The following is a 21,847-nucleotide window of genomic DNA, read 5'->3' as shown; positions in this document are numbered from 1 at the left end:
ATAAATTGGCATTGTTTTTCCACGCCCTCTACTTAATTTTAATGATTAAATATTAAGCGCGACAACTAGTCTGACAGCTGTCTCTTGATCACATCTCCTGTTGTTGCGCTTGCATGAATCGAGCGCCTTCTAGCAGTTGGCTCAGTGAAAACCAACCTTTCCATAAAGCTTCCCAACCAACAACACCTGTTTGCTTGCTGTTGTGCCACCCGCCTAATTTGGCAAGTGCATAATAAGCCCAATGTAATGAAGGTGTTGTGTTAGGTGCTTTTTTAGTTTCAGTCTTTGACCACAACAGTTTCCATTCAAGAAGATTGAAAAAATTGTCGCAACCAATTGATTTTGCATTATCTTTATCGACAACAAGCTCGCGTAATTGGAGAAGCCTCACCGCAATAAATGCTGTTATTACAATGATCTTTTCTAGATTATTTCGCGTTTGCATGCGAAACGACTCAACTTGAGTGCCCGCTGACTTCCACGCTTTATGGAACTCTTCAACTCGCCATCTTAGTTCATAAAATCTAACTATCTTTAGTGCATCAGAAGCACTATTTATCGGTTCGCCTGTATACAATTTCCACGACAAAGGACTTGTTCCACTTGGTGGATCAATCTCGTTGCAGCTTATTACTGTTAAATTCATACCACCAAGTTTCTTGTGTTTTTTAGGCGGATAAATAGTAATGCAAGCATAACGTACAGCTACTTTCGCAATACGTGCTTTTCGGCCTCCTTTTTGCTGTATCTTAACCGAATATGAAGCTTCGCTAGATTGATTTTCAATGTAGGGACTTAGTTTATCGCCGTCTGCATTCACGACCCGCTCATGCTTGGCCCTCACTACAAACCGTTGATTATTTATTGTTTTATAATCAATATACTCAAACATATCAGATTCTCGATCACAAACGCTTATGATATTGTCCATGACATCTGCAAATCGGGTACTCATTTCTTCCGACGAGCGTTGCCATTTATAACTTTCTTTCGTTTCGTACTTGCGGCGTTTTCTGTCGTTAGCGGTACCAAAGTTTTCATCTTTTCTGCACCAACGATGTTGTGCACCCAAGCCAATAGTACGCTCTGTTTCTGCATCGACCATAAGGACGGTGTGCGCCAACATCCCTTTAGAAGAGCTTTGTTTATATGCGCCAGTATGTCCGAGCTCTTTAGTCACATTGTGTCGGTAACACAATGTTGATGTATCTTCTAGCGCAAGGATTGTGTTTGACAGCGTTATTGCAGGTAACAGCGAATTCAAACCGGCGGTAGCGATGTTATCTGCGTCAACTTTATCATTGCGAAGAAAGCGATATGCGCCTTCAATAGAGGCCTGTGAGCCAGATGCTTTCACAATAGAACTTCCTGTGTTGCTCGCCATTTGATGACTTATTTTTACCAGGCGTTTAGTGCGTCGTTCATCACCTAATTCAGCATGTTTAAACAAATGATTAGCCCATTTTTCAGTATCTTTTATCAGCATAATAATTAAACTCGACCGGTTTTTTCGTTATAACTGATCTGATCGACTGATATAAATAAAGTTCAATTGAAGCCTAATTTATTTGTGTATAAGAGTCAGAGTCTGACAGAGAGGGCTACTCAGGCGCTGTCTCGCTTGAGGAATAGCACTTGGAGCAACCGTATCGCCCAGGGTATCAGTGAGTGTTAAATCTAACTTCTCAACAACGTCACTAATAGAGCGGTCGCGAAAAAGACCCATTGCAATGATAAGCCAGACGACAAGCTCAGCAGGTAACTTACGTTTGCGAATACTTGCTTTATCGGTCTGCTCGAGCACATTAGAAATCCACTCAAGAGGGATATGTTTCTGAAATGTAGATAAAGAGTCAGGAGTGGCGAATATATCTGTATCAAGTAACCAATGACTAAGCATAAAAATACCCTCATAATCAAAAGATGATAAGGGTATTGTGAAGCAACCAAAAGATCGGTCAACCGATCAAAAATACCTTAACTGATCGGTGTTAACTGAAAAGTGGCTTTTTTTTGTTTTAAAGCATGCTAAATTAGCTGAAATTTATAAATGGAGAAACCTGTTGGAATTTTTATACGAATACGGTTTGTTTTTTGCTAAAACAGTCACTTTTGTTATCGCTATAGCAGTTATTTTAATGTTAGTTGTAGGTGCTGCAGTTAAGCCAAAAGCAAAAAAAGGTGAAATACAAATTGACGATATATCAGAGCAATTAGTTGAGCTTAAAGAAAGCTTTTTACAAAATACGTTAGGTAAAAAAGAGCTTAAAGCGCACCAAAAACAGCTTAAATCGCAAAGTAAAAAAGCAGATAAAGATGAGCCTAAACCTCGTTTATATGTAATTGACTTTGTGGGTAGTATGGATGCTCACGAAGTAGAAAGCTTACGAGAAGAAATTACAGCAATTATATCTATCGCCGATCCAAGTAAAGACAAAGTGCTTATTCGTTTAGAAAGCGGTGGCGGTGTTGTACATGGATACGGACTTGCTGCATCTCAGTTACAGCGTATTAAAAACGCAGGCATACCCTTAAGTGTATCAATTGATAAAGTAGCAGCGAGTGGTGGTTACATGATGGCGTGTGTAGCCGATGAGATACTTGCAGCACCGTTTGCTATTGTTGGCTCTATTGGTGTTATTGCTCAGATACCTAACTTTAATAAAATATTAAAGAAAAACGATGTTGAGTTTGAACAAATAACGGCAGGAGAGTTTAAACGCACACTTACTTTATTTGGTGAAAATACCGATAAGGCCCGCGAAAAATTTCGTGAAGAAATTGAACAAACACATGACTTATTTAAAACGTTTGTAAGCACTCAACGTCCAAGCTTAGATATAAACTTAGTTGCGACAGGTGAGCATTGGTTTGCAACTCAAGCGATTGATAAAGGCTTGGTAGATGTTATAAAAACAAGTGATGATGCATTGCTAGAGCAGCAACATGAGCGCCAAATTTATAAAATTAAATACAAGGTTAAAAAGGGATTAAGCGATAAGTTAGCACTTGGCTTGAGCAGTGGCGTAAATAAAGTAGGGATAAACTTACTTTCTAAATTTAAGTCCCTAAATCTTTAGTCAGATTAAAATTTTCAACCTGAGAACAAGCTAATTATTTTTACTCGAAAAAAAACCTTGATGCAAAACATCAAGGTTTTTTTATAACTCAATAGTCATAGATTATGAATCAATAGACTTATGATAATCTTCTAAATCTTTAGCTGCATTGGGGTCGTTAAAGATACTCTCATCAAGCTCACCTTCAGATTTGGCAACAACACAGGTAACCATACAATCCCCGGTTACATTAACTGCTGTACGTGTCATATCTAGCAAGCGGTCAACACCGATAATAATTGCAATCCCTTCTACAGGTAAGCCAACTTGGTTAAGTACCATGGCCAGCATGATTAAGCCCACACCAGGTACTCCTGCGGTACCCACAGAAGCAAGAGTTGCAGTTAATATAACCATAAGGTAATCAGAAATTGTTAAATCAACACTAAATACTTGTGCAATAAATACGGTCGCCACACCTTGCATAATAGCCGTGCCATCCATGTTAATAGTAGCACCTAGTGGAATAGTGAATGAGGCAACAGAGTTGTTAGCACCTAACTTTTTAGTAGCAGTTTCAAGTGTAATAGGCATGGTTGCGCTTGAGCTTGAAGTACTAAATGCAAATAAGCATGTATGCTTCATTTTTGCTAAGAAAATAAGCGGGTTTAAGCCTGTTAATATTTTTAAAAGCAATGTGTAGTTTACAAAAGCATGTAATAACAGTGCGAGTACTACAACACCAAAGTACTTAGCTAGGCTCACAATTAAACTAAGCTCAATAGTTGTAAATAGTTTTGCCATTAAAAAGAACACGCCATAAGGGGCAATGTTCATTAAAAGCGTAACTAGTTTTAAAATTACTGTGTTTAAATCTTCAAATACGGTAGCTACGCGTTTACCCGCTTTACCACTTAATGCCATTGCTACACCAAATAAAAGCGCAAACACAATAACTTGAAGCATATTGCCTTTGGCCATTGCCTCAAAAGGATTTGTAGGAAACATATCTATAATTACACGTGCAAGGGTAGGGGCTTCTTTAGCATCGTAAGTTGCATTAGATGGGAGGCTTATTCCTTCACCAGGACTAAATAGTAGTGCTAGTGTAATCGCCACTGTTATAGCAATAGCTGTAGTTAATAAATATAAACCAATAGATTTACCACCTAGGCGGCCTAATTTTTTAGGGTCACTTAAGCTACAGGTACCACAAACAAGCGATACAAATACAAGAGGCACAACTAACATTTTTAAGCTGGCAATGAATATTTGTCCACCAACATGGAAAATACCATCAACAAAAAAGGCTTTAATTGGCAAAGAGAATAACCCAAGAGGTATTAGATAATCGTCTTCACCAGCTAATATAGCCTGAAATATAAAACCTACTGTAACCCCAAGCGCCATACCAATCATGATGCGAGTGGTTAAACTCATTGAACGGATTTTTGACATATTTCCTGATCTACATTTTATAAATTTGCCATAGACTACCAGCAAGGAAATATTTACTACAGAAAAAGTTAGTATTTATTTAAAAATATTTCACTCAAAAAAGTAATAAAAAACTGTGATTTTATACTAAGTTATAGGTTAATATTAAGCAGGAATTAATTTTGATTATAATAACAACGCTAGGGAGAGGTTTATGCCTTTAATGCGACTACTCAGCATTTCATTGCTTAGTTTTTTACTCACAGCTTGTGGTGGCGGTGGGTCACTAGAAAAAGATGGCACCATTGGCGACGATACAGGTGATACGGATGTTAGTAGTTCAATTACTTTACAGCTCAGTATTTTAGATAGTAGCGGTGCTGCATTTTCCGATAGCAATCCAGTCAGTAAAGATAACAAAGGTGTTGTAACTGCAATTTTAACAAGCGATGGCGACGCGCTAGTCTCGCAGTTAATTACTTTTACGACTAACTTTACAGGTAAAATAACACCTGAGCTAGGTACTGCGCTAACTGATGAAAGTGGTCATGCTGTAGTGACTTTAAGCAGTGGTGACTTTAAAGGCGCTGGCGAAGTAACGGCCAGTTACATTTCTGATGAAGAAACGATTACTAAAACTCTAGGTTTCATATCAAATGGTGATGACGCTTCAACAGAAGGGGCTGTGGTTGACGTTGATATTAAATTATTACAAGGCTGTGCTGCTGGCTGGGATAGTGACAGAAATATAGTTTCACTTGAACAATCGTATCCAACTTCGGGTTGTACTGTAGTGAATCAATTTTCTTCAGATGAGTTGATTGATGTATTAGTTAAGGTAACGGATACAAGTTCAGGTGACGGTTTTGTTGGAATTATCAGTGAGATTTCAACGGACTTAGGTACATTATTACCGGTTTCTGGTAAAGCATTAACGGATAACTTTGGTTTCGCAATTCTTAAATTACAACCCGGTGCTAATAGCGGAGCAGGTGAAATCACTGCCACATCGAAATCAACATCTAATCAAAAAGCGTTTGAAATCTCTACAGCTGAGTTGCAAGTTAATATCAGTAATGGTTTATTTAATTTACTAGATGTAAATGGTAACCCTGTTGTAGATGAATACCAACCATTAGCAGCAGGTGCAACAACTGTCATTACTGTTGAAATACTAGATAGTAACTCTTTACCAGTTGTAACAGCATTTGACGTTGAATTTACTTCTAACTGTACTCAAGCTGGTTTATCTATTATGGATGCAACGGCAAAAAGTATTAGTGGTATTGCTACTGCTACTTATCGTACCGATGGTTGTAATGCATCACTAGGTGATACTGTTACTGCGACAGTATTAACGGGTGGTACACCGGTTATTAAATCTATTAACATTCCAGTTTCTATTGCGAAAGTAGAATCTATAGAATTTATAGATGTAACACAAAATGTAATTGCACTTAAAGGTACTGGCGGTCAAACACGCTCTGAAACGTCTGAAATTACGTTCAAATTAAAAGACAAAATCGGTAAATCAGTAGTTAGTAGCAGAATGGACTTTCGTTTAAGCGCTACAAATGGCGGAATTAGTTTATCGCATGGTAGTGTTTTCACAGATGCTGAAGGTTTAGCGCGCGTTCAAGTAAATGCGGGTTTTGTACCTATGGCTGTGCGAGTACAGGCATGTTATATCCCTGATGATCAAATTCCTGAAAATCAAAACGATGATGTAACGTGTTGGCAAGATGTTTATTTAGAATGCCAAAAAGATGCAGCAGATAGAAGCGATGATGTGTCGTGCCCAGTAGGTGAGCTTTCTTTAGTATCGCTTGATGAGCAAGTGATTACGGTTTCTGATTTAGTTTCAATTAGCTCTGGTCTCCCTGATGGCAATAGTTTTACTGCAGGTGCACAGACGATTAATATTGAAGCACTTGATTACATTGGTGACACGAACGAAATATCCGTTTACTTAGCGGATCACTTTAATAACCCTGTACCCGATGGAACAGCTGTTTACTTGACCACGGAAGGTGGTGCGGTTGGTACTTTAGACGGTACGGCATTTAATGCACAACTTGAATGTAATACAGTTGATGGTGCATGTAATGCACAATGGCGTAACCAAAATCCTAAACCATTTACAGAGGCTAAATGGGGAAATGGTATTGAAAAAAATTGTGATTTATATTTTGGAAATGCGGCTCCTTGTATTAATGGTATTCTTAGCGCAGCTGATAATGTCGACAATGGCGTACCTTTAGGCGGTCGTGTAACGGTACTTGTTACTGCAAAAGGGCAAGAGTCGTTTATTGATATTAATGGTAATGGACTTTTTGATACTAATGAGTATTACAGTGGCTATGATTTACCAGAAGCGTTTGTTGATCATAATGAAAATGGTGTATACGACGGCTTAGCAGGTACTTATAACCCTGTTACTGCAGAAGTAAAACCGCCTGAATTTTGTCAAGAAGGTAGTGAAGATGATCCGTGTAGTCCAGAAAATACAAATGGCGGTCATTTTGAAGAGAACTTTGATATTGACTTAAATGGCATGCACACATTAGCTGATGGTAAATACAATGGTTTAATATGCACAGAAGATGCAACTAACCCATCTGATGATGATACGTTTGCTAGCCTGTGTACAAAAGATTTAATTGATGTAAGAGATTCATTTCAAATAATATTATCAGGTAGTACTGTTTATAGTCGTTTTGTAGTTACTAAACAAGAGCTTACTAATAAGTTTCCTAATGCTCTTACTGCAAATATAGAAAGCTGTAGTGATATTAGAAGCGTTGCAACGATTGGTGGTGTTATTACTGAAAAATTAATTTTAAGGTTAGAGCCTTCTGATACTGATGATTTTTGTGACGTTAGCTTAATTGATATAAGCTCAGGTGTTGGGTCAAATAGCTTAGATAGCTTAACATTCGGTATTTATTACTCTGATAGATATAACAATCCAATTCCATCAGGTACAGATGTATCAGTATCTACTAAAAATGGTAAATATGATGGTCGTGATGGTTTTACTATGCTTGAAAGCAATAGCACAGCTGCATTTTATGAAGAGTTTACGATTAGTCGTGAAACAGATCCAAATGATGCAAATACCGGTTTGCTAAGTGTTACATTTGAAACCCCTAAAGGGGTACAAACTCCTGCAACGATCACAATTAGAGATGATGGTTAAGGTTTTTAATTATTATATTTAAAAAAATGCCAACCTTTAGGTTGGCATTTTTGTTTCTGTTCTATATATTCCACATCAATTAATCTAAAAACACCTGTTTGTTTAATTTAACGACAAAAATTGTTCGTTTATTCAGTAAATACTGAAAAGTTTGTATTAAAAGCTTGTAACAACTAGTGTTTGTAGATATACCTATAAATATTCGCGCCGCTTATGTCGGCAAAACACATTTTTAATATTTGGTTAGAAATAGGCAACTATGGGCAAATCGCTAGTAATTGTAGAGTCTCCTGCTAAGGCTAAAACAATTAATAAATATTTAGGTAATGACTTCATCGTAAAGTCCAGTATTGGACATGTGCGAGATTTACCTACTTCAGGTTCGAGCAAAGCTAAAGTGCCGGCAACTAAAACGCCAGCAGAAGTTCGTAAAATGGAGCCTGAAGAGAAAGCAGCGTATAAAAAGCAACGAGATTATACAAACTTAGTCGCGCGTATGGGTATTGATCCAAACCAAGGTTGGGATCCGCATTACGAAATACTGCCTGGTAAAGAAAAAGTTGTTCAAGAATTACAAAAGCTGGCAGAAAATGCAGACCAAATATATCTCGCAACGGATTTGGATAGAGAAGGGGAAGCAATTGCTTGGCACCTTCAGGAAATTATTGGCGGCGAGCCTTCAAAGTATAAGCGCGTAGTTTTTAACGAAATTACTAAAAACGCAATACAACAAGCATTTGAAACACCAGGCGAGCTTAACACCGATATGGTTTACGCTCAGCAAACACGTCGCTTTTTGGACCGTGTTGTTGGTTTTATGGTATCACCTTTACTTTGGGCTAAAGTGGCCCGAGGACTTTCTGCAGGACGAGTGCAATCAGTAGCAGTACGTTTATTAGTAGAGCGTGAACGTGAAATTAAAGCATTTATTCCAGAAGAATTTTGGGATATTCACGCTGACGTTAAAAATACTGAGTCTGAGTTACGCTTAGAAGTAGCCAAACAAGCAGGAAAGCCATTTAAGCCTGTAAATGAAGCTCAGGCTAGCGCAGCGGTTAAAAGCCTTGAGAATGCAGAATACAAAGTAATTAGCGTTGAAGAAAAACCAAGTAAAAGTCGCCCAAGTGCACCATTAATTACTTCAACCATGCAACAAGCGGCAAGTACACGTTTAGGTTATGGCGTTAAAAAGACCATGATGCTTGCTCAGCGTTTGTATGAAGGCGGTTATATTACGTATATGCGTACCGATTCAACTAATCTTTCAAAAGATGCGGTTGAAATGTGTCGTGAGTACGTAACGAACGAGTTTGGTGCTAAATATTTACCAAAAGATCCAATTAGCTACAGCTCTAAAGGCAATGCACAAGAAGCGCATGAGGCAATACGTCCTTCAAGCGTTACCGTGTTATCTGGTCATGTTGAAGGTGTAGACGCCGATGCTAAAAAGCTGTACGAGCTAATTTGGCGTCAGTTTGTAGCGTGCCAAATGGTACCTGCTGAATACGATTTAACAACGCTTACAGTTGAAGCTAACGATTTCCAACTTAAAGCGAAAGGCCGTGTGCTACGCTTTGATGGTTGGACTAAAGTACAGCCTGCAATACGTAAAAAGAACGAAGAAGATCAATCATTACCAGCTGTTAAAGAAGGTGAAGTCCTTACTTTAATCGAACTTGATCCTAAACAACATTTTACTAAACCGCCAGCGCGCTTTAGTGAAGCAAGTTTAGTAAAAGAGCTTGAAAAACGCGGTATTGGTCGTCCATCTACTTATGCGTCAATTATATCAACGATTCAAGATCGTGGTTATGTACGTGTAGAAAATCGCCGTTTCTTTGCTGAAAAAATGGGTGAAATAGTTACCGATCGTTTGGTTGAAAACTTTACTGATTTGATGAATTTTGATTTTACAGCAAAAATGGAAGGCCGTTTAGATGACATCGCTGAAGGCGAGCGAGTATGGACTGAAGTTCTTGATAAATTTTATGCTGATTTTTCAACGCAATTAACTGTCGCTAAAGATGAGCCAGAAAATGGCGGTATGCGTCTTAACGAGATGGTTGAAACGGATATTGAATGTCCTACGTGTAGCCGAAAAATGGGTATACGCACAGCATCAACTGGTGTTTTCTTAGGGTGTACTGGTTACAGTCTTCCGCCAAAAGAGCGTTGTACAACGACAATGAATTTAGTGTCGGGCGATGAAGCGGTTCCAGCCGATGTCGAAGACGAAGAAACTGAAAAGCTAATGCAGATGAAACGTTGCCCGATTTGTGAAACGGCAATGGATTCATACCTAATTGACGAAACCCGTAAATTACATGTGTGTGGTAATAATCCAGCGTGTAAAGGGCATATAGTTGAAGAAGGTACCTTTAAAATTAAAGGCTATGACGGACCAATTATCGAATGTGATAAATGTGGTTCTGACATGGAGCTTAAATCGGGTCGCTTTGGTAAGTACTTTGGCTGTAATAATGACGAGTGTAAAAATACACGTAAATTACTTAGAAGTGGTGAAGCAGCGCCTCCAAAAGAGGACCCAGTTCACATCAAAGAACTCGAGTGTGAAAAGTCAGATGCGTATTTTGTATTACGTGATGGCGCCGCGGGTATATTTTTAGCTGCAAATACTTTTCCTAAGTCACGAGAAACACGTGCACCTAAGGTAGAAGAATTAAAACGCTTTAGAGACCGTATTTCGCCTAAGTTTTATTACCTAGCCGATGCACCTGCTAAAGATCCTGATGGTAATCTTGCTGTTGTACGCTACAGCCGTAAAAATAAAGCTCAGTATGTTATGACTGAAGTTGACGGTAAAGCTACTGGCTGGACTGCTCATTATGAAGCAGGTAAATGGACAGAAGAGGCGAAGAAAAAAGCAGCGCCTAAAAAGAAAGCCGCAGCAAAAAAGGCACCAGCTAAAGCAAAACCTAAAGCCAAAGCAAAGCCTAAAACTAAAAAAGAGGATGAATAAGTAGGTATTTCTTATTCATAGCTTTTTATAGTTTTAAAAAGTCATAAAAAAACCGGAATGCACAGCTTGTGTCTATTCCGGTTTTTTTGTGCCTAGTTAAATGTTTTCGCAACGGCTTTATTAGCAGTACATTTAACTAAGTGTATTGGGTATATCAATTTTTATTAAAAACATGGTCATTATATTGCACTAAATAGATCGCTAATTTAATGCAATTGGCATGATTAAATTTTAACAGAAGATACTTTTTTATAGCCTTCAGATTCAAGCTCATCATTTACGCATTTTAATACGTAGGCATTTAGCTCTTTATTGCTTACGTCATCATCTTTAGCCCAGTTAACACACATCTCTGTGTATTCTTTTACCATTTCGGCTGAAGCTGTTGGCGCATCGTCTGCTACCGCGTAAGTCGCAGATACTGCAAATAGTGGTGCTACGATTAATGCTAGCAATGCTTTTTTCATTCGTTTATTCCTAAAAAAATGGTGTGATGACTGATTTACCCAGTTTAAGGTTAGGTTTAAACCAGTAGTGCCCAATCCAGAACAACTCTGTTGGTATACTGATTTTTAAACGAAAACGAAATAAAAGATAACGAAATATTTTTATCGTAAGGATGAGTAATTTGCTTGTCGGTATTTCTCAGTATTGTGCTGTAGTAATTTATAAGCTAGGGTCGCTTTTTAATAAAAAATTTCGTCAATTCCATCACATAACCTTAATGTGTCAATGATTGTACCGACCCAATAAGAAATAATTTCTATGCTATTTGCATATAAATTTGCTCAATAAAATGAAAAATAAAAACGTGTAACGTATTTTGTTGTTATCAAATTAAAGACTATACCTTTGATGAAATAGCTATAACACTCGTATCTTCGAATTTCATAAAGGATGGCATTTCAGTTTCAGTATTCGGCAGGTTAGTTGGCGGGCTATCCACAAGCCGATCAGCTAGTTGATTACAACGAACCTGCAAAATCATACAGCGATAGCGGTGTCGTTACTAAATTAACGAGTCGCATTTAACCGGGTTACTTTACAGCTATATTTGGTTTTCACTTATTTTTAAATGGATGTAAGCGAGTGCTACTTTTCTATGAAAACAACCAGCCTGAACAGGGTAAAATACACAACTGTAAAAGTAATCTTGAATATAACCACGGCTGAAATGAATATTTTGGTTAATAAGAGTGTTTCAGTATCTTACTATTTCATTTTGAAAATAAAACAGCTTACAAATGCAAACATATGATGTATGTTGTCGATATTAAATAATAACAGCAGTGCAAAAACCTGTTAACACATAACGACCTCAACGGGAGAAAATATGAGACAACATCTATTAGGCTTCACACTAGCCCCCTTATTTCTACTTACAACAGCATGCTCTCAGCAAGAAAGCGTAGCTAAAGTTGATAGCACAGAAACACTAAGCGCTTCTCAAAATAGTTACGAGCAATCTGCTCTTTTAAAAATCAGTAAACTTAAAAAGCTGATGGAACAAGCTCAAACTAAACAGATTGATGTGACTCGTGAAGAAAGCGTAGTTTGGTTTGCAGAGCAGTTTTTAAAATTTGCTAACTGGGATGAAAATAATTACGACGCGGTTGTAAAGCTTTTTGGTTACGAGCGCCACTATGCTGCGGACAAGGAAAGGTTAGCAAAAGAGTTACCAAATTTTGAACGCGAAAAAGTCATTCAAATTTTAGATAAAGGTATTGATGACTTGTCTAAAGAGCTTGCAGGCGAAATCAAACGCCGCCCTGTAAATAAGGTTGATTGGCAAAATACTAAAGCACAAGACAATATGTTTGTTAGTAATGGCAAGCCTATTTTTTTATATGACTATTTTTCAAAGAGTGTTGGTCAGCCACTTACAAATAAAGATGTTTATAACGATCATTTAGGCGCGCTCTATCATGGCGGTGAAGATCTATACCCGGTAGATCACGACCGTGCTATTAATTCATTTTTAGTGCGTGAAGATGGCACTTTTGACGAAGAGTTAATGAAAGAGCTAACGCGTATCCCTGATACCAACATTGGTTTTTTAGTTTACTGGTTAATGGGTATTCCAAAGTGGGTTGAAGAGCAAGAGCCAGAAGTTAGAAAAGGCCGTTCGTTATTTACAGGATTCGATATTGATAACCCATTAGCGCGAGATCTTTGGGGTAAAATAATTCGTAAAACGGGTGAGCTTACTAAAGGCAAAAAAGTAACTGAAGTTGGGTTTGTGTTAGCTAACGAGCCGCATTGGTACGCCGAAAAAGGCCACTGGACACAAAAATATGAAGAAATGACCAGCATCTCTTCATACACACTAAATAAGTTTAGAAGTTGGTTAGATAAAAAATACCAAGGTGATATTAACGAGCTAAATGAAAACTGGGGAACGCATTTTAGCCAGTTTACAGATGTAGCTATTGAGATACCGATTGATCCTGCGATTAAAGGCGAGCCTAAGTGGTACGACTGGACGCGTTACAATATGGACAGAAGTACTGACTGGTTTACTTACGTTCAAAACGAACTGCATTCTGTAAATGAAGACGCTGATACCCATATAAAAATTATGCCGCGCATGTTTATGGACGATTCACGCTCTGGCGGTATTGATACCGAAGCATTAGCTGAGTTAACAACCATGGTAGGGCACGATGCTAAGTCGTTTGGTAGCGAAAATATTCGTCCTGGTAAGTCATCTAAGTGGATTGAAAAGTACGCATATAACTGGGGCATAGTTACTATGTTTCATGACTTTATGGAATCAGTTGCGCCTAATAAAATTAATGTAAATTCAGAGTCTCATTTTTTATCATCGGGTCAGTGGCGAGATTTAGACACACGTACAAGCTATGTACGTAGTGTTTATTGGCTTGCAACTTTACTTGGAATGGATGCTAATATGGGCTGGTTTTGGGCACGTGATCCAGATGGTTCACCAGAGGATCGTTTAGAAGGCGATCTGGACTTTTTTGACCCAGGTCTTGGCGGTGCTTTTGCGGGTTCTAACAATATGCAGCCACATGTAACTAACGAAGTTACCCAAGTAATGTTTGATCTTAATAGTTTTTCTGAGGAAATTGTTGAGCTTAGAGAGCAGCGTCGTCCACTTCGTTTGTTTTACTCTGAAACAACAGCAATTAATACAAACGACTATATGACAAAGGGCTACAAACTTTACGAAAATTTATTTTTTGAAGGCTTCCCGCTTGGTTTTGCAACTAAAGATGTAATCGAAAAGCAAGACAATAGCAACTGGGATGCAATACTGGTTTATCGCAATAACTTTGTTACAGATGAAGAGTTTAAAGCGCTTCAAGGGTATTTAAACAAAGGCGGTACCGTTATTTTAGACTCAGCGCAAAGCTTGTCTTTAGATGAGTACGGGCATCCACGTAAGGCTAAGTTAGTTGCCAGTAAAGGTAAGCTTATTGTTATGCCAAAAGGCACAGACGTTGAAGCCATTAAAAAAACTGCTCTTGCAGAGGTTTCGGATAGTACGCCTGATGTTGTTGTAAAAGTAGATAATGGTGAGTCATTTAAAACCACAACATGGCGTACTGTTAAGCAAGACAATGGTAGTTACCTGGTTAATATTTTAAATTTAGGCCACACAACAGCAACCGTTGATCTGTCGCTTAAAAATGGTAAATCTATTCATGTTAAAAACTTAATGACGAGCAATAAAATGAATACCAGCTTTGATATTCCTTCTGAGGGTGTCTTGCTTGTTGAAGTTACAGCTCAATAAATAGTTTTTTAGCGAGTACATCCCTATGTGCTCGCTTTTCAATTAACACGATACATTAAGTTGTGGATAGCAAATGAAAGCAAATAATAAGGTTAAACTAATAGCAATATCGTTGAGCTTAATCCTTGGTAGTGCAGGGGTTAATGCTCAGCCGATGCCTCATATTGCGCAACCAGGCGAAAATTGGGTTTTACAAACTGAACGCTCAGATGAGTTTGATATTAAAGATGCTGAAAAATGGAATTTTCAAACAGAAAACTACGGTGTTTGGTCTTGGAAAGATGAAAATGCCAGTGTTTCTGAAGGTATATTAAAGCTAACCACTAAACGAGAAACGCATTTAAGAACGTTTTGGGATGGCTGTAATAAAACAAAAGTGCCTAATTATAGGTTGTTTTACACTTCGGGAGTTGCTAAATCTAGGGCAACAGGGAGTTACGGATATTATGAGGCACGTATAAAGGGTGCGGATAAATTTCCGGGAGTATCACCTGCATTTTGGATGTACAGCAAAATAGATCGTACTTTAACGAATGAAGGCGATGTGCAATATAGTGAAATAGATGTAGTTGAGTTAACTCAAAAACAGACGCTTCAGGAGTCGGACCACGACCTACATAATATTGTTATAAAAGATGGCGCACCCAAGTGGATGCGACCTGGTAGCTCGCCAGAAACAAACCATAATGGCTATCACTTACCATTTGATCCCAGTGAAGACTTTCATACTTATGGGGTTAATGTAACCAAAGACGACATTACATGGTATGTAGATAACGTTCAGGTTGGCTATAAAAAGAATTTGTACTGGCACCGCGATATGAACTTAACATTATCGCAGGGCTTACGCGCACCGCATACACAATGGAAATGTAATCAATTTTATCCTTCAGATAATCAGTCTGCACAAGGTTTTCCAACATCAATGGAAATTGATTACGTGAGAACGTGGTTAAAGCAATAAAAACCCTAAAGCCCATTCTAATAAAGTGTAAATATTAGCCAAATTAAAATTTATTTGTTGCCAATACAAACATCATATGTTTATATTATTAAAATCAATTTTATGCTTTTATAATAAAGTACAGGCAGATTGTTAAAACACTGACGTAGCAATTTTTAGTTGTTTAAAAGGACACACACATGAACTTATTTAAAATAAAAATGGTGATGCTGTTAGGGTGCTGCACATTATTTGCTCCCAATTTATATGCAAAAGATGCAGAGCTGAAAAACTCTGAAGCCAAAAAGCCAAATGTGCTGATTTTACTGTTTGATGATATGCGCTTTGATACGTTTTCTTATCGTAATGGCCCAGTTTCAACGCCAAATATTGACGCATTAGCAAACGAAGGTACACGTTTTGATCAAGCGATGACATCTACTGGCTTATGTTCTCCTTCGCGCGCGGCTATGTTTACTGGGCGCTGGGGACATAAAACGGGGCTTGACGATAACGTGGGGCTTTATCATTCACGTCTTTCGGAGTTATCACTTAGTGAAGGCAGCGTAATTAAACGTGCAACAAGCGTAGGTTACGACGTAAGTTATGTAGGTAAATGGCACTTAGGCGCACAAGGCCCAGCACTGCGCGGTGCTAACTTTATGTGGGGGCACGATAAAGATGAAGAGCGTAATGGCCGTCCTTTTACGCCTTATGGAACACAAAAAAATGTTGCCCGTATGAATGCAGGTGAGCGCGATAAAAACGGCGAAAAGCACGATTACTATAAAACGCTTCCGGGTACATATGCAGATACAGTAACAGCTAAAGAAGTAAACGAAGGCAAATTAATGCTGCAAAATGCGGCCAAATCAGACAAACCATTTTTTGGTATTGTTAGTTTTGAGCAACCTCATCCGCCGTACCGCGTACCAGAACCTTACGCCAGCATGTACGACTACAAAGACATAAAACTTCCTAAAAACTTTGGTATAGAACGTAAACATAAACCAATGGCACAAGATGATATTTGGTGGCCTTGGCACGATGTAAGCCACATGACTGAAACCGATTGGCGCAAAGCACATAGTTTTTACTATGGTGCCATTGCCATGATTGACCACGCAGTTGGCGAGCTTATTAATACCGCCAAAGAAGAAGGTTTATACGACGACCTACACATTATTTTAGTAGGCGACCAAGGTAGTATGCTAGGCGAGCATAACCTTTATGACAAAGGCCCATATGCATACGACGAATTAATGCGTATGCCACTTATAATTCGTGACCCTAGCCTTGAGCCTAAAATAATTAACCGCCAAGTGTCTATGCTAGACATAGCACCAACACTTCGCCAGTGGATGACACTACCCCTTGATGGCGACGAAGATGGACGTTCACTTTTACCATTGATGAAACAAGGCGATAGTGCCGATGCTGGTAAAGATGATATTTCGTTATATGCCTACGAATGGTACAACGGCGGATGGTTTGGTATTAGAGCTATACGTACCCCTGAAATGAAATTTGTATGGAATCCAGGCGACAGCCGCGATGAATTATACGACTTAAAAAATGATCCGTACGAAATCACAAACCAAATAGATAATCCTAAATACAAAAAACAGCTTACTGATTTAGTGCATAAAATGGCGGGAGAGCTTAAGCGTATTGAAGACCCATCATTAACTAAATTTAATCACCACATGAAAGCTTTTTTATAGCCGAGTAATGCCCTTTGGTGGGCCTTAATTGGCCTGCTATTTTTTATTATCAAAATTGAGATTGGCACTATGAAAACACACACAAAATTATTGAGCGCTTTATCATCGCTTGCCTTATTAATTGGCTCTGCGGGCATACACGCAAGTGAAAAAAAACCCAATATTATTCTTATTGTTGCAGATGACCTAGGTTATGCAGATGTTGGTTTTAATGGCTCTAAGGATATTATTACCCCAAATATTGATGATCTTGCTAAATCGGGTACTTCCTTTTCAGACGCTTACGTAGCGCACCCGTTTTGTGGCCCAAGCCGAGCGGCATTAATGACCGGTCGTTATCCACATAAGATTGGCTCACAATTTAATTTACCGACACGCGGCTCAAACGTAGGCGTGCCTACTGACGCTAAGTTTATTAGTAAATTACTAAACGAAAATAACTATTTTACCGGTGCATTAGGTAAATGGCATATGGGTGATGCGCCGCAGTATCATCCAAATAAACGTGGTTTTGATGAATACTATGGATTTTTAGGCGGTGGGCATAATTATTTTCCTGACCAATATCAACTTCAGTATAAAAAGCAAAAGGCACAAGGCTTAAAAAATATTTTTGAGTACATTACTCCGCTAGAGCACAACAGCAAAGAAGTAAAAGAAACGCAGTACATTACTGATGCACTTTCGCGCGAAGCCGTTAATTTTGTAGACAAAGCAGCAGACAAAAAAAATCCATTCTTTTTATATTTAGCTTACAACGCACCGCATGTGCCATTGCAAGCTAAAGACGAAGATATGGCGATGTTTCCTGATATAAAAAATAAAGACCGTAAAACATATGCAGGTATGGTTTACGCAGTTGACCGCGGCGTGGGTAAACTAGTAGAAACCCTGAAAAAAAATAATCAGTATGATAATACGCTTATCGTATTTATGAGCGATAACGGTGGCAAATTAAGTAAAGGCGCTAATAACTTCCCACTTAAAGCAGGTAAGGGCAGTACACAAGAAGGCGGTTTTAGAGTTCCTATGTTGTTTCATTGGCCTAAGCATGTACCTGCGGGCAAGCGTTTTTCGCATCCTGTATCGGCACTAGACTTATACCCAACATTTGCAGCTTTAGCGGGCGCTAAAGTTGAAGAAAACCAACATTTAGATGGTACAAATATGTGGCCTGCATTTATTAAAAACGAAAACCCACATAAAGATGAGCCTATTTATGCACTTCGCCATCGTAAAGGTTACAGCGATGCTGCAATTCGTATGAACCAATGGAAAGCATTAAAAGTTAACCAGCAACCATGGCAGTTATTTAATATCGAAAACGATATTTCTGAAAAACACGATGTAAGTAAATCTAACAAAGCACTGTTAACCGACATGGTTCGCGAAATGGAAAAATGGAGTTGGGATAACCAACAGCCTAAATGGTTTCACGAAACGGCTGAAGGTGCTAACTGGCGATTAGATGCCATGCCACGATTCGATAAAACGTTTAAAACAACTAAGTAAGTTTTATCAAATTCATGGAGGCTTTATGAAAGTAAAAACAATTGTATGGCATGTTTCTTTGTTATGCATGGGCGCAAGCTTACTAGGTTGTCAACAAGCGAGTGCCCTAGCGGGCGCTCAGCTAACACCGGGCAAAACATTATTTACTGAGCAGCACCAAGCAATTAAATTAGAAAACAAAAATCGCCGTAAATGGGATAACGCATTAATAAGCGATTTAGACCAAGACGGTTACCCAGATTTATTACTTACCGACCATGGTTATACCATTCGTTTGTATTGGAACAATAAAGGCGTTTACGACAAAGGGCGCGACCTGATTGTAGGTGATATGCACGGTATTGGCGTAGGCGATTACGACAAAGATGGCAAAATGGATATTTTGCTTTCACGTGGTGGTGGCTCTGGCGATAACGCGCGTAATGCTAAGTTATTTCACTTTAACAAAAGAGAAATCATTGAAGGCGGTGAGTTTTCACCCAAACTGCCAACGTTGCGTGGGCGCACTAGTAAGTTTTTTGATGCCAATAACAACGGTCATTTAGATTTATTACTAATGGGATTCCCGCAGGCTAATAGCGGTAAACAAACCAGTAATTTTATTTATAAAAACGATGGTAGCGGCAATATAACTCACGCAAGTGATTTACCAAAAACTAATCGAGATGGTCAAAAAGTCCTTATTACAGATTTTAATAACGATAAAATTGACGATTTAGTGATTTACGGCGACGGTGCTTTACGTGTTTTAAAAGGCAATGGCGACTTTACCTTTAGTGACGTAACCGCCAATGTTTTACCTAATAAAATAATGGATGCGACGGGTGTTAGCGAAATCGATTTTGATAATGATGGTGACTTTGATTTATATATAAGTCGTGCTAACCCATTACAAGCAGGCGATACGTTTTTTGATGCTAAAAGCCACACATTTGGTTTTTACACCAAGCGTGGACCATTTAAATATGATGACTTACTTATTGGCGATACGCTTAATTTAGTTAACTACCAGTCACCTTATCCAAACCAAGATGTATTTGTAGGCGAAGGCACTTATAAATATAAATTTGAAGGTGAAAGGCACAGTGGTCAAAACGTCAATATTGTTAGCAGTAATGGCCTAGGCTGGGCCGATACCCAACCTAATAAAGGTTTGTATGTTGGTTATATAGGCAATGATAAATGGCGTATGGCGGGTAATACTTTTTCACCTACAACGGGTGTTGTAACCGGTATTAAACATTATACGGTAAATAAAAAACCAGTGGCACCATCGGATTTACTACTTAAAAATGAAAGTGGAAAATTTGTAGATGTGAGTGCTAAAGCTGGCATTAAAACAAATTTAAATACGACCGGCATAAGTGTGGGAGATTTTAACAACAACGGCTACCAAGATTTGTTTGTTGTTAAACAAGGCAACTTGGTAACGCCTACATCGCAAATACTGTATTTAAATAATGGCGATAACACATTTAGCCAAGCGACTCATTCAGGATTAATAACAAACACCTTAGGTACCATTGGCTCAGGCGCAAATGTATTTGATTACAACTTAGACGGCCAGGTCGATATTATTATGAATAACGACAGAGGTCAGTGGCACTTATTTAGTAATCAAGCCAATAACAGTAATCACTATGCATTACTGCGTATAAGTAATTCACTTAAGCATAATGCAAGCCCCATTGGCGCTATAGCGACACTTAAAGGCTGTGGTAAAACCCTTACAAGGCGCGTGTCGCCTGATGCTGCACCTTATACACAATCATTTGATAATGTAGTTCATTTTGGTTTAGGCCAGTGCAACGAAATAGATAACGTAAGTGTGCGTTACAGCAATGGTGAAGTAATCAGTAAATCTAAGGTTGGGACAGATCAAGTAATCAATTTTTAATTACAACGTTTGATTACGACAAAGTTAACTATGAGAGGTAAAAAGCAAGGTTTGGGAACAAGCCTTGCTTTTTTTTCGCAAAAAATTAAGAGTAAAAGAGAGCAATAATGAATAAAAATAACATCACTCATCTTAAAAATAAATTAGCGGGTTTGGTATGCTTATTTACTGTGTTTGGTTGCAGTACCCACACGGCTCAAAGCAATAATAAAAGCATAAATAAAGGGGGAGTAAGTGCATCTTTAGCGCCTGTTAAAACGTCTAATACACTGCTTGAGAGTGCGAGTTTATTTGCATCACTCCCTGACTATTGCCCAACCCCAGACGCTTTTGCTGTCTCTCCTTCAGGAGAGCTTACTTTATCGTGTGTTAACTATGCCAATAAAGGGCTACAAGCGGGTGTGCTGGTTAATATTAATAATGACAAAACGTTTACTAAAATAGCCCAGTTGTCGGGGCCAAATAATAAAGGGAAGGGTCGTCCTATGGGCCTTGCCTATGCCCCCGATGGTGCGTTATTTGTAGCCGATAACCAAGGTGCTGGCAAAGCTCGATTACTTAAACTCACCTTAAAAAATAATAAAGTCATCAATACTCAAATAGTAGCAAAAGGCATGAGTTCGCCAAATGGTGTGCGCTATCAAAATGGCTATATTTATGTAACTCAACTGCGTGTGCCAAGTAAAAATAAGGCCGAGACTCTCAGCGGGATATATCGTTTTAAGGCCACAGATACCAATATATTAGTGACTAACAGTACAGATGATCCGCATTTATTGTTTTTGGCTAAAACAGCTAATAAGCAACGTAAATTTGGACTTGATGGCTTAGTGTTTGATTCACAGGGCAACTTGTTTGTAACCAACCTAGGTGACGACTTAATTTATAAATTAACGTTTGATACAAACAACAACCTGCTTAGCCAAAGTACCTATGCAACACTTCCAAAAGGAAGTGGACCTGATGGCTTAACTATAGACCCTCAAGGTAATTTATATGCTGCAGGTTTTTTAACTAATCAAGTTATAAGAATTGATACAAACCAAAATGTAACCGTTATTGCATCGTACCCCGATAACAATTCAGAAAATGGTGAATTAGACCAACCCGCCGATATTATTTATTATAAAGGCTCTTTGCTTATGTCGAATTTTGACTTGCTTACAGGCCCAGGCATTACCAATACTGGGCATGGCAAACCTTATACGGTAAGTGAAATTAAGTTACATAATAACAGACATTGCTCAGACCTCTAGGTCACTTTTTGGATTTTATATAAATGCAACGCATGCCCACCAATGAGCCTTATTATTTTTTCCCTTAACTCATCAAAACC

The 21,847-nt window shown here is 38.5% G+C and carries 12 protein-coding genes and 1 pseudogene; 9 read left to right on the top strand and 4 right to left on the bottom strand.

The window, feature by feature from the left end; all coding sequences use genetic code 11:
- Positions 1–88: 88 nt before the first annotated feature.
- Complete coding sequence (locus tag I6F53_RS18170) at positions 89–1,486, bottom strand: IS4 family transposase (protein WP_166421933.1); 1,398 nt, start codon at positions 1,484–1,486, stop codon at positions 89–91.
- A 90-nt stretch (positions 1,487–1,576) separates the two neighbouring features.
- A pseudogene (locus tag I6F53_RS18165) lies at positions 1,577–1,900 on the bottom strand (transposase domain-containing protein); the annotation flags it as partial.
- A 163-nt stretch (positions 1,901–2,063) separates the two neighbouring features.
- Here I6F53_RS18165 and sohB point away from each other — a divergent pair.
- A complete protein-coding gene (gene sohB / locus I6F53_RS18160; RefSeq protein WP_166421853.1) occupies positions 2,064–3,080 on the top strand; it encodes a protease SohB in 1,017 nt (338 codons plus the stop codon).
- A 102-nt stretch (positions 3,081–3,182) separates the two neighbouring features.
- Here sohB and I6F53_RS18155 read toward each other — a convergent pair whose 3' ends face one another.
- Positions 3,183–4,517, bottom strand: a complete 1,335-nt coding sequence (locus tag I6F53_RS18155; RefSeq protein WP_166421854.1) for a dicarboxylate/amino acid:cation symporter — start codon at positions 4,515–4,517, stop codon at positions 3,183–3,185.
- A gap of 193 nt (positions 4,518–4,710) precedes the next feature.
- Between I6F53_RS18155 and I6F53_RS18150 the strand changes: the two genes are divergently transcribed.
- Positions 4,711–7,695: a hypothetical protein gene (locus tag I6F53_RS18150; protein WP_166421855.1), complete on the top strand. Its 2,985-nt coding sequence runs from the start codon at positions 4,711–4,713 to the stop codon at positions 7,693–7,695.
- Positions 7,696–7,954: 259 nt separating this feature from the next.
- Entirely contained in the window at positions 7,955–10,675 is a 2,721-nt protein-coding gene (gene topA / locus I6F53_RS18145; protein WP_166421856.1) for a type I DNA topoisomerase, read from the top strand.
- A 224-nt stretch (positions 10,676–10,899) separates the two neighbouring features.
- On the opposite strand, the gene I6F53_RS18140 is transcribed toward topA, so the two are convergent.
- Complete coding sequence (locus I6F53_RS18140; protein WP_166421857.1) at positions 10,900–11,142, bottom strand: hypothetical protein; 243 nt, start codon at positions 11,140–11,142, stop codon at positions 10,900–10,902.
- An 866-nt stretch (positions 11,143–12,008) separates the two neighbouring features.
- On the opposite strand from I6F53_RS18140, the gene I6F53_RS18135 reads away from it, so the two are divergent.
- The 6 genes from I6F53_RS18135 (at position 12,009) to I6F53_RS18110 (ending at position 21,767) form a co-directional block, all read left to right on the top strand.
- Entirely contained in the window at positions 12,009–14,435 is a 2,427-nt protein-coding gene (locus I6F53_RS18135; protein ID WP_166419499.1) for a glycoside hydrolase family 42, read from the top strand.
- A 73-nt stretch (positions 14,436–14,508) separates the two neighbouring features.
- The gene (locus I6F53_RS18130) at positions 14,509–15,399 is read left to right on the top strand and encodes a family 16 glycosylhydrolase (protein WP_165741740.1); all 891 of its coding nucleotides are present in this window, start codon (positions 14,509–14,511) and stop codon (positions 15,397–15,399) included.
- A 179-nt stretch (positions 15,400–15,578) separates the two neighbouring features.
- Positions 15,579–17,102 carry a sulfatase-like hydrolase/transferase gene (locus I6F53_RS18125; protein ID WP_024594196.1) on the top strand — a complete coding sequence of 508 codons (1,524 nt, stop codon included), beginning with the start codon at positions 15,579–15,581 and terminating at the stop codon, positions 17,100–17,102.
- 69 nt (positions 17,103–17,171) lie between these two features.
- Positions 17,172–18,614 carry a sulfatase-like hydrolase/transferase gene (locus I6F53_RS18120; RefSeq protein WP_197240629.1) on the top strand — a complete coding sequence of 481 codons (1,443 nt, stop codon included), beginning with the start codon at positions 17,172–17,174 and terminating at the stop codon, positions 18,612–18,614.
- 25 nt (positions 18,615–18,639) lie between these two features.
- A complete protein-coding gene (locus tag I6F53_RS18115) occupies positions 18,640–20,511 on the top strand; it encodes a CRTAC1 family protein (protein WP_197240628.1) in 1,872 nt (623 codons plus the stop codon).
- A 107-nt stretch (positions 20,512–20,618) separates the two neighbouring features.
- Entirely contained in the window at positions 20,619–21,767 is a 1,149-nt protein-coding gene (locus I6F53_RS18110) for a Vgb family protein (protein WP_197240627.1), read from the top strand.
- Positions 21,768–21,847 lie beyond the last annotated feature (80 nt).

Source organism: Pseudoalteromonas sp. SWN29 (assembly GCF_015864465.1).
Lineage (GTDB): Bacteria > Pseudomonadota > Gammaproteobacteria > Enterobacterales > Alteromonadaceae > Pseudoalteromonas.
Note: the sequence above shows the minus strand (reverse complement) of the source record. Positions and strands in the feature narration are given on the sequence as shown.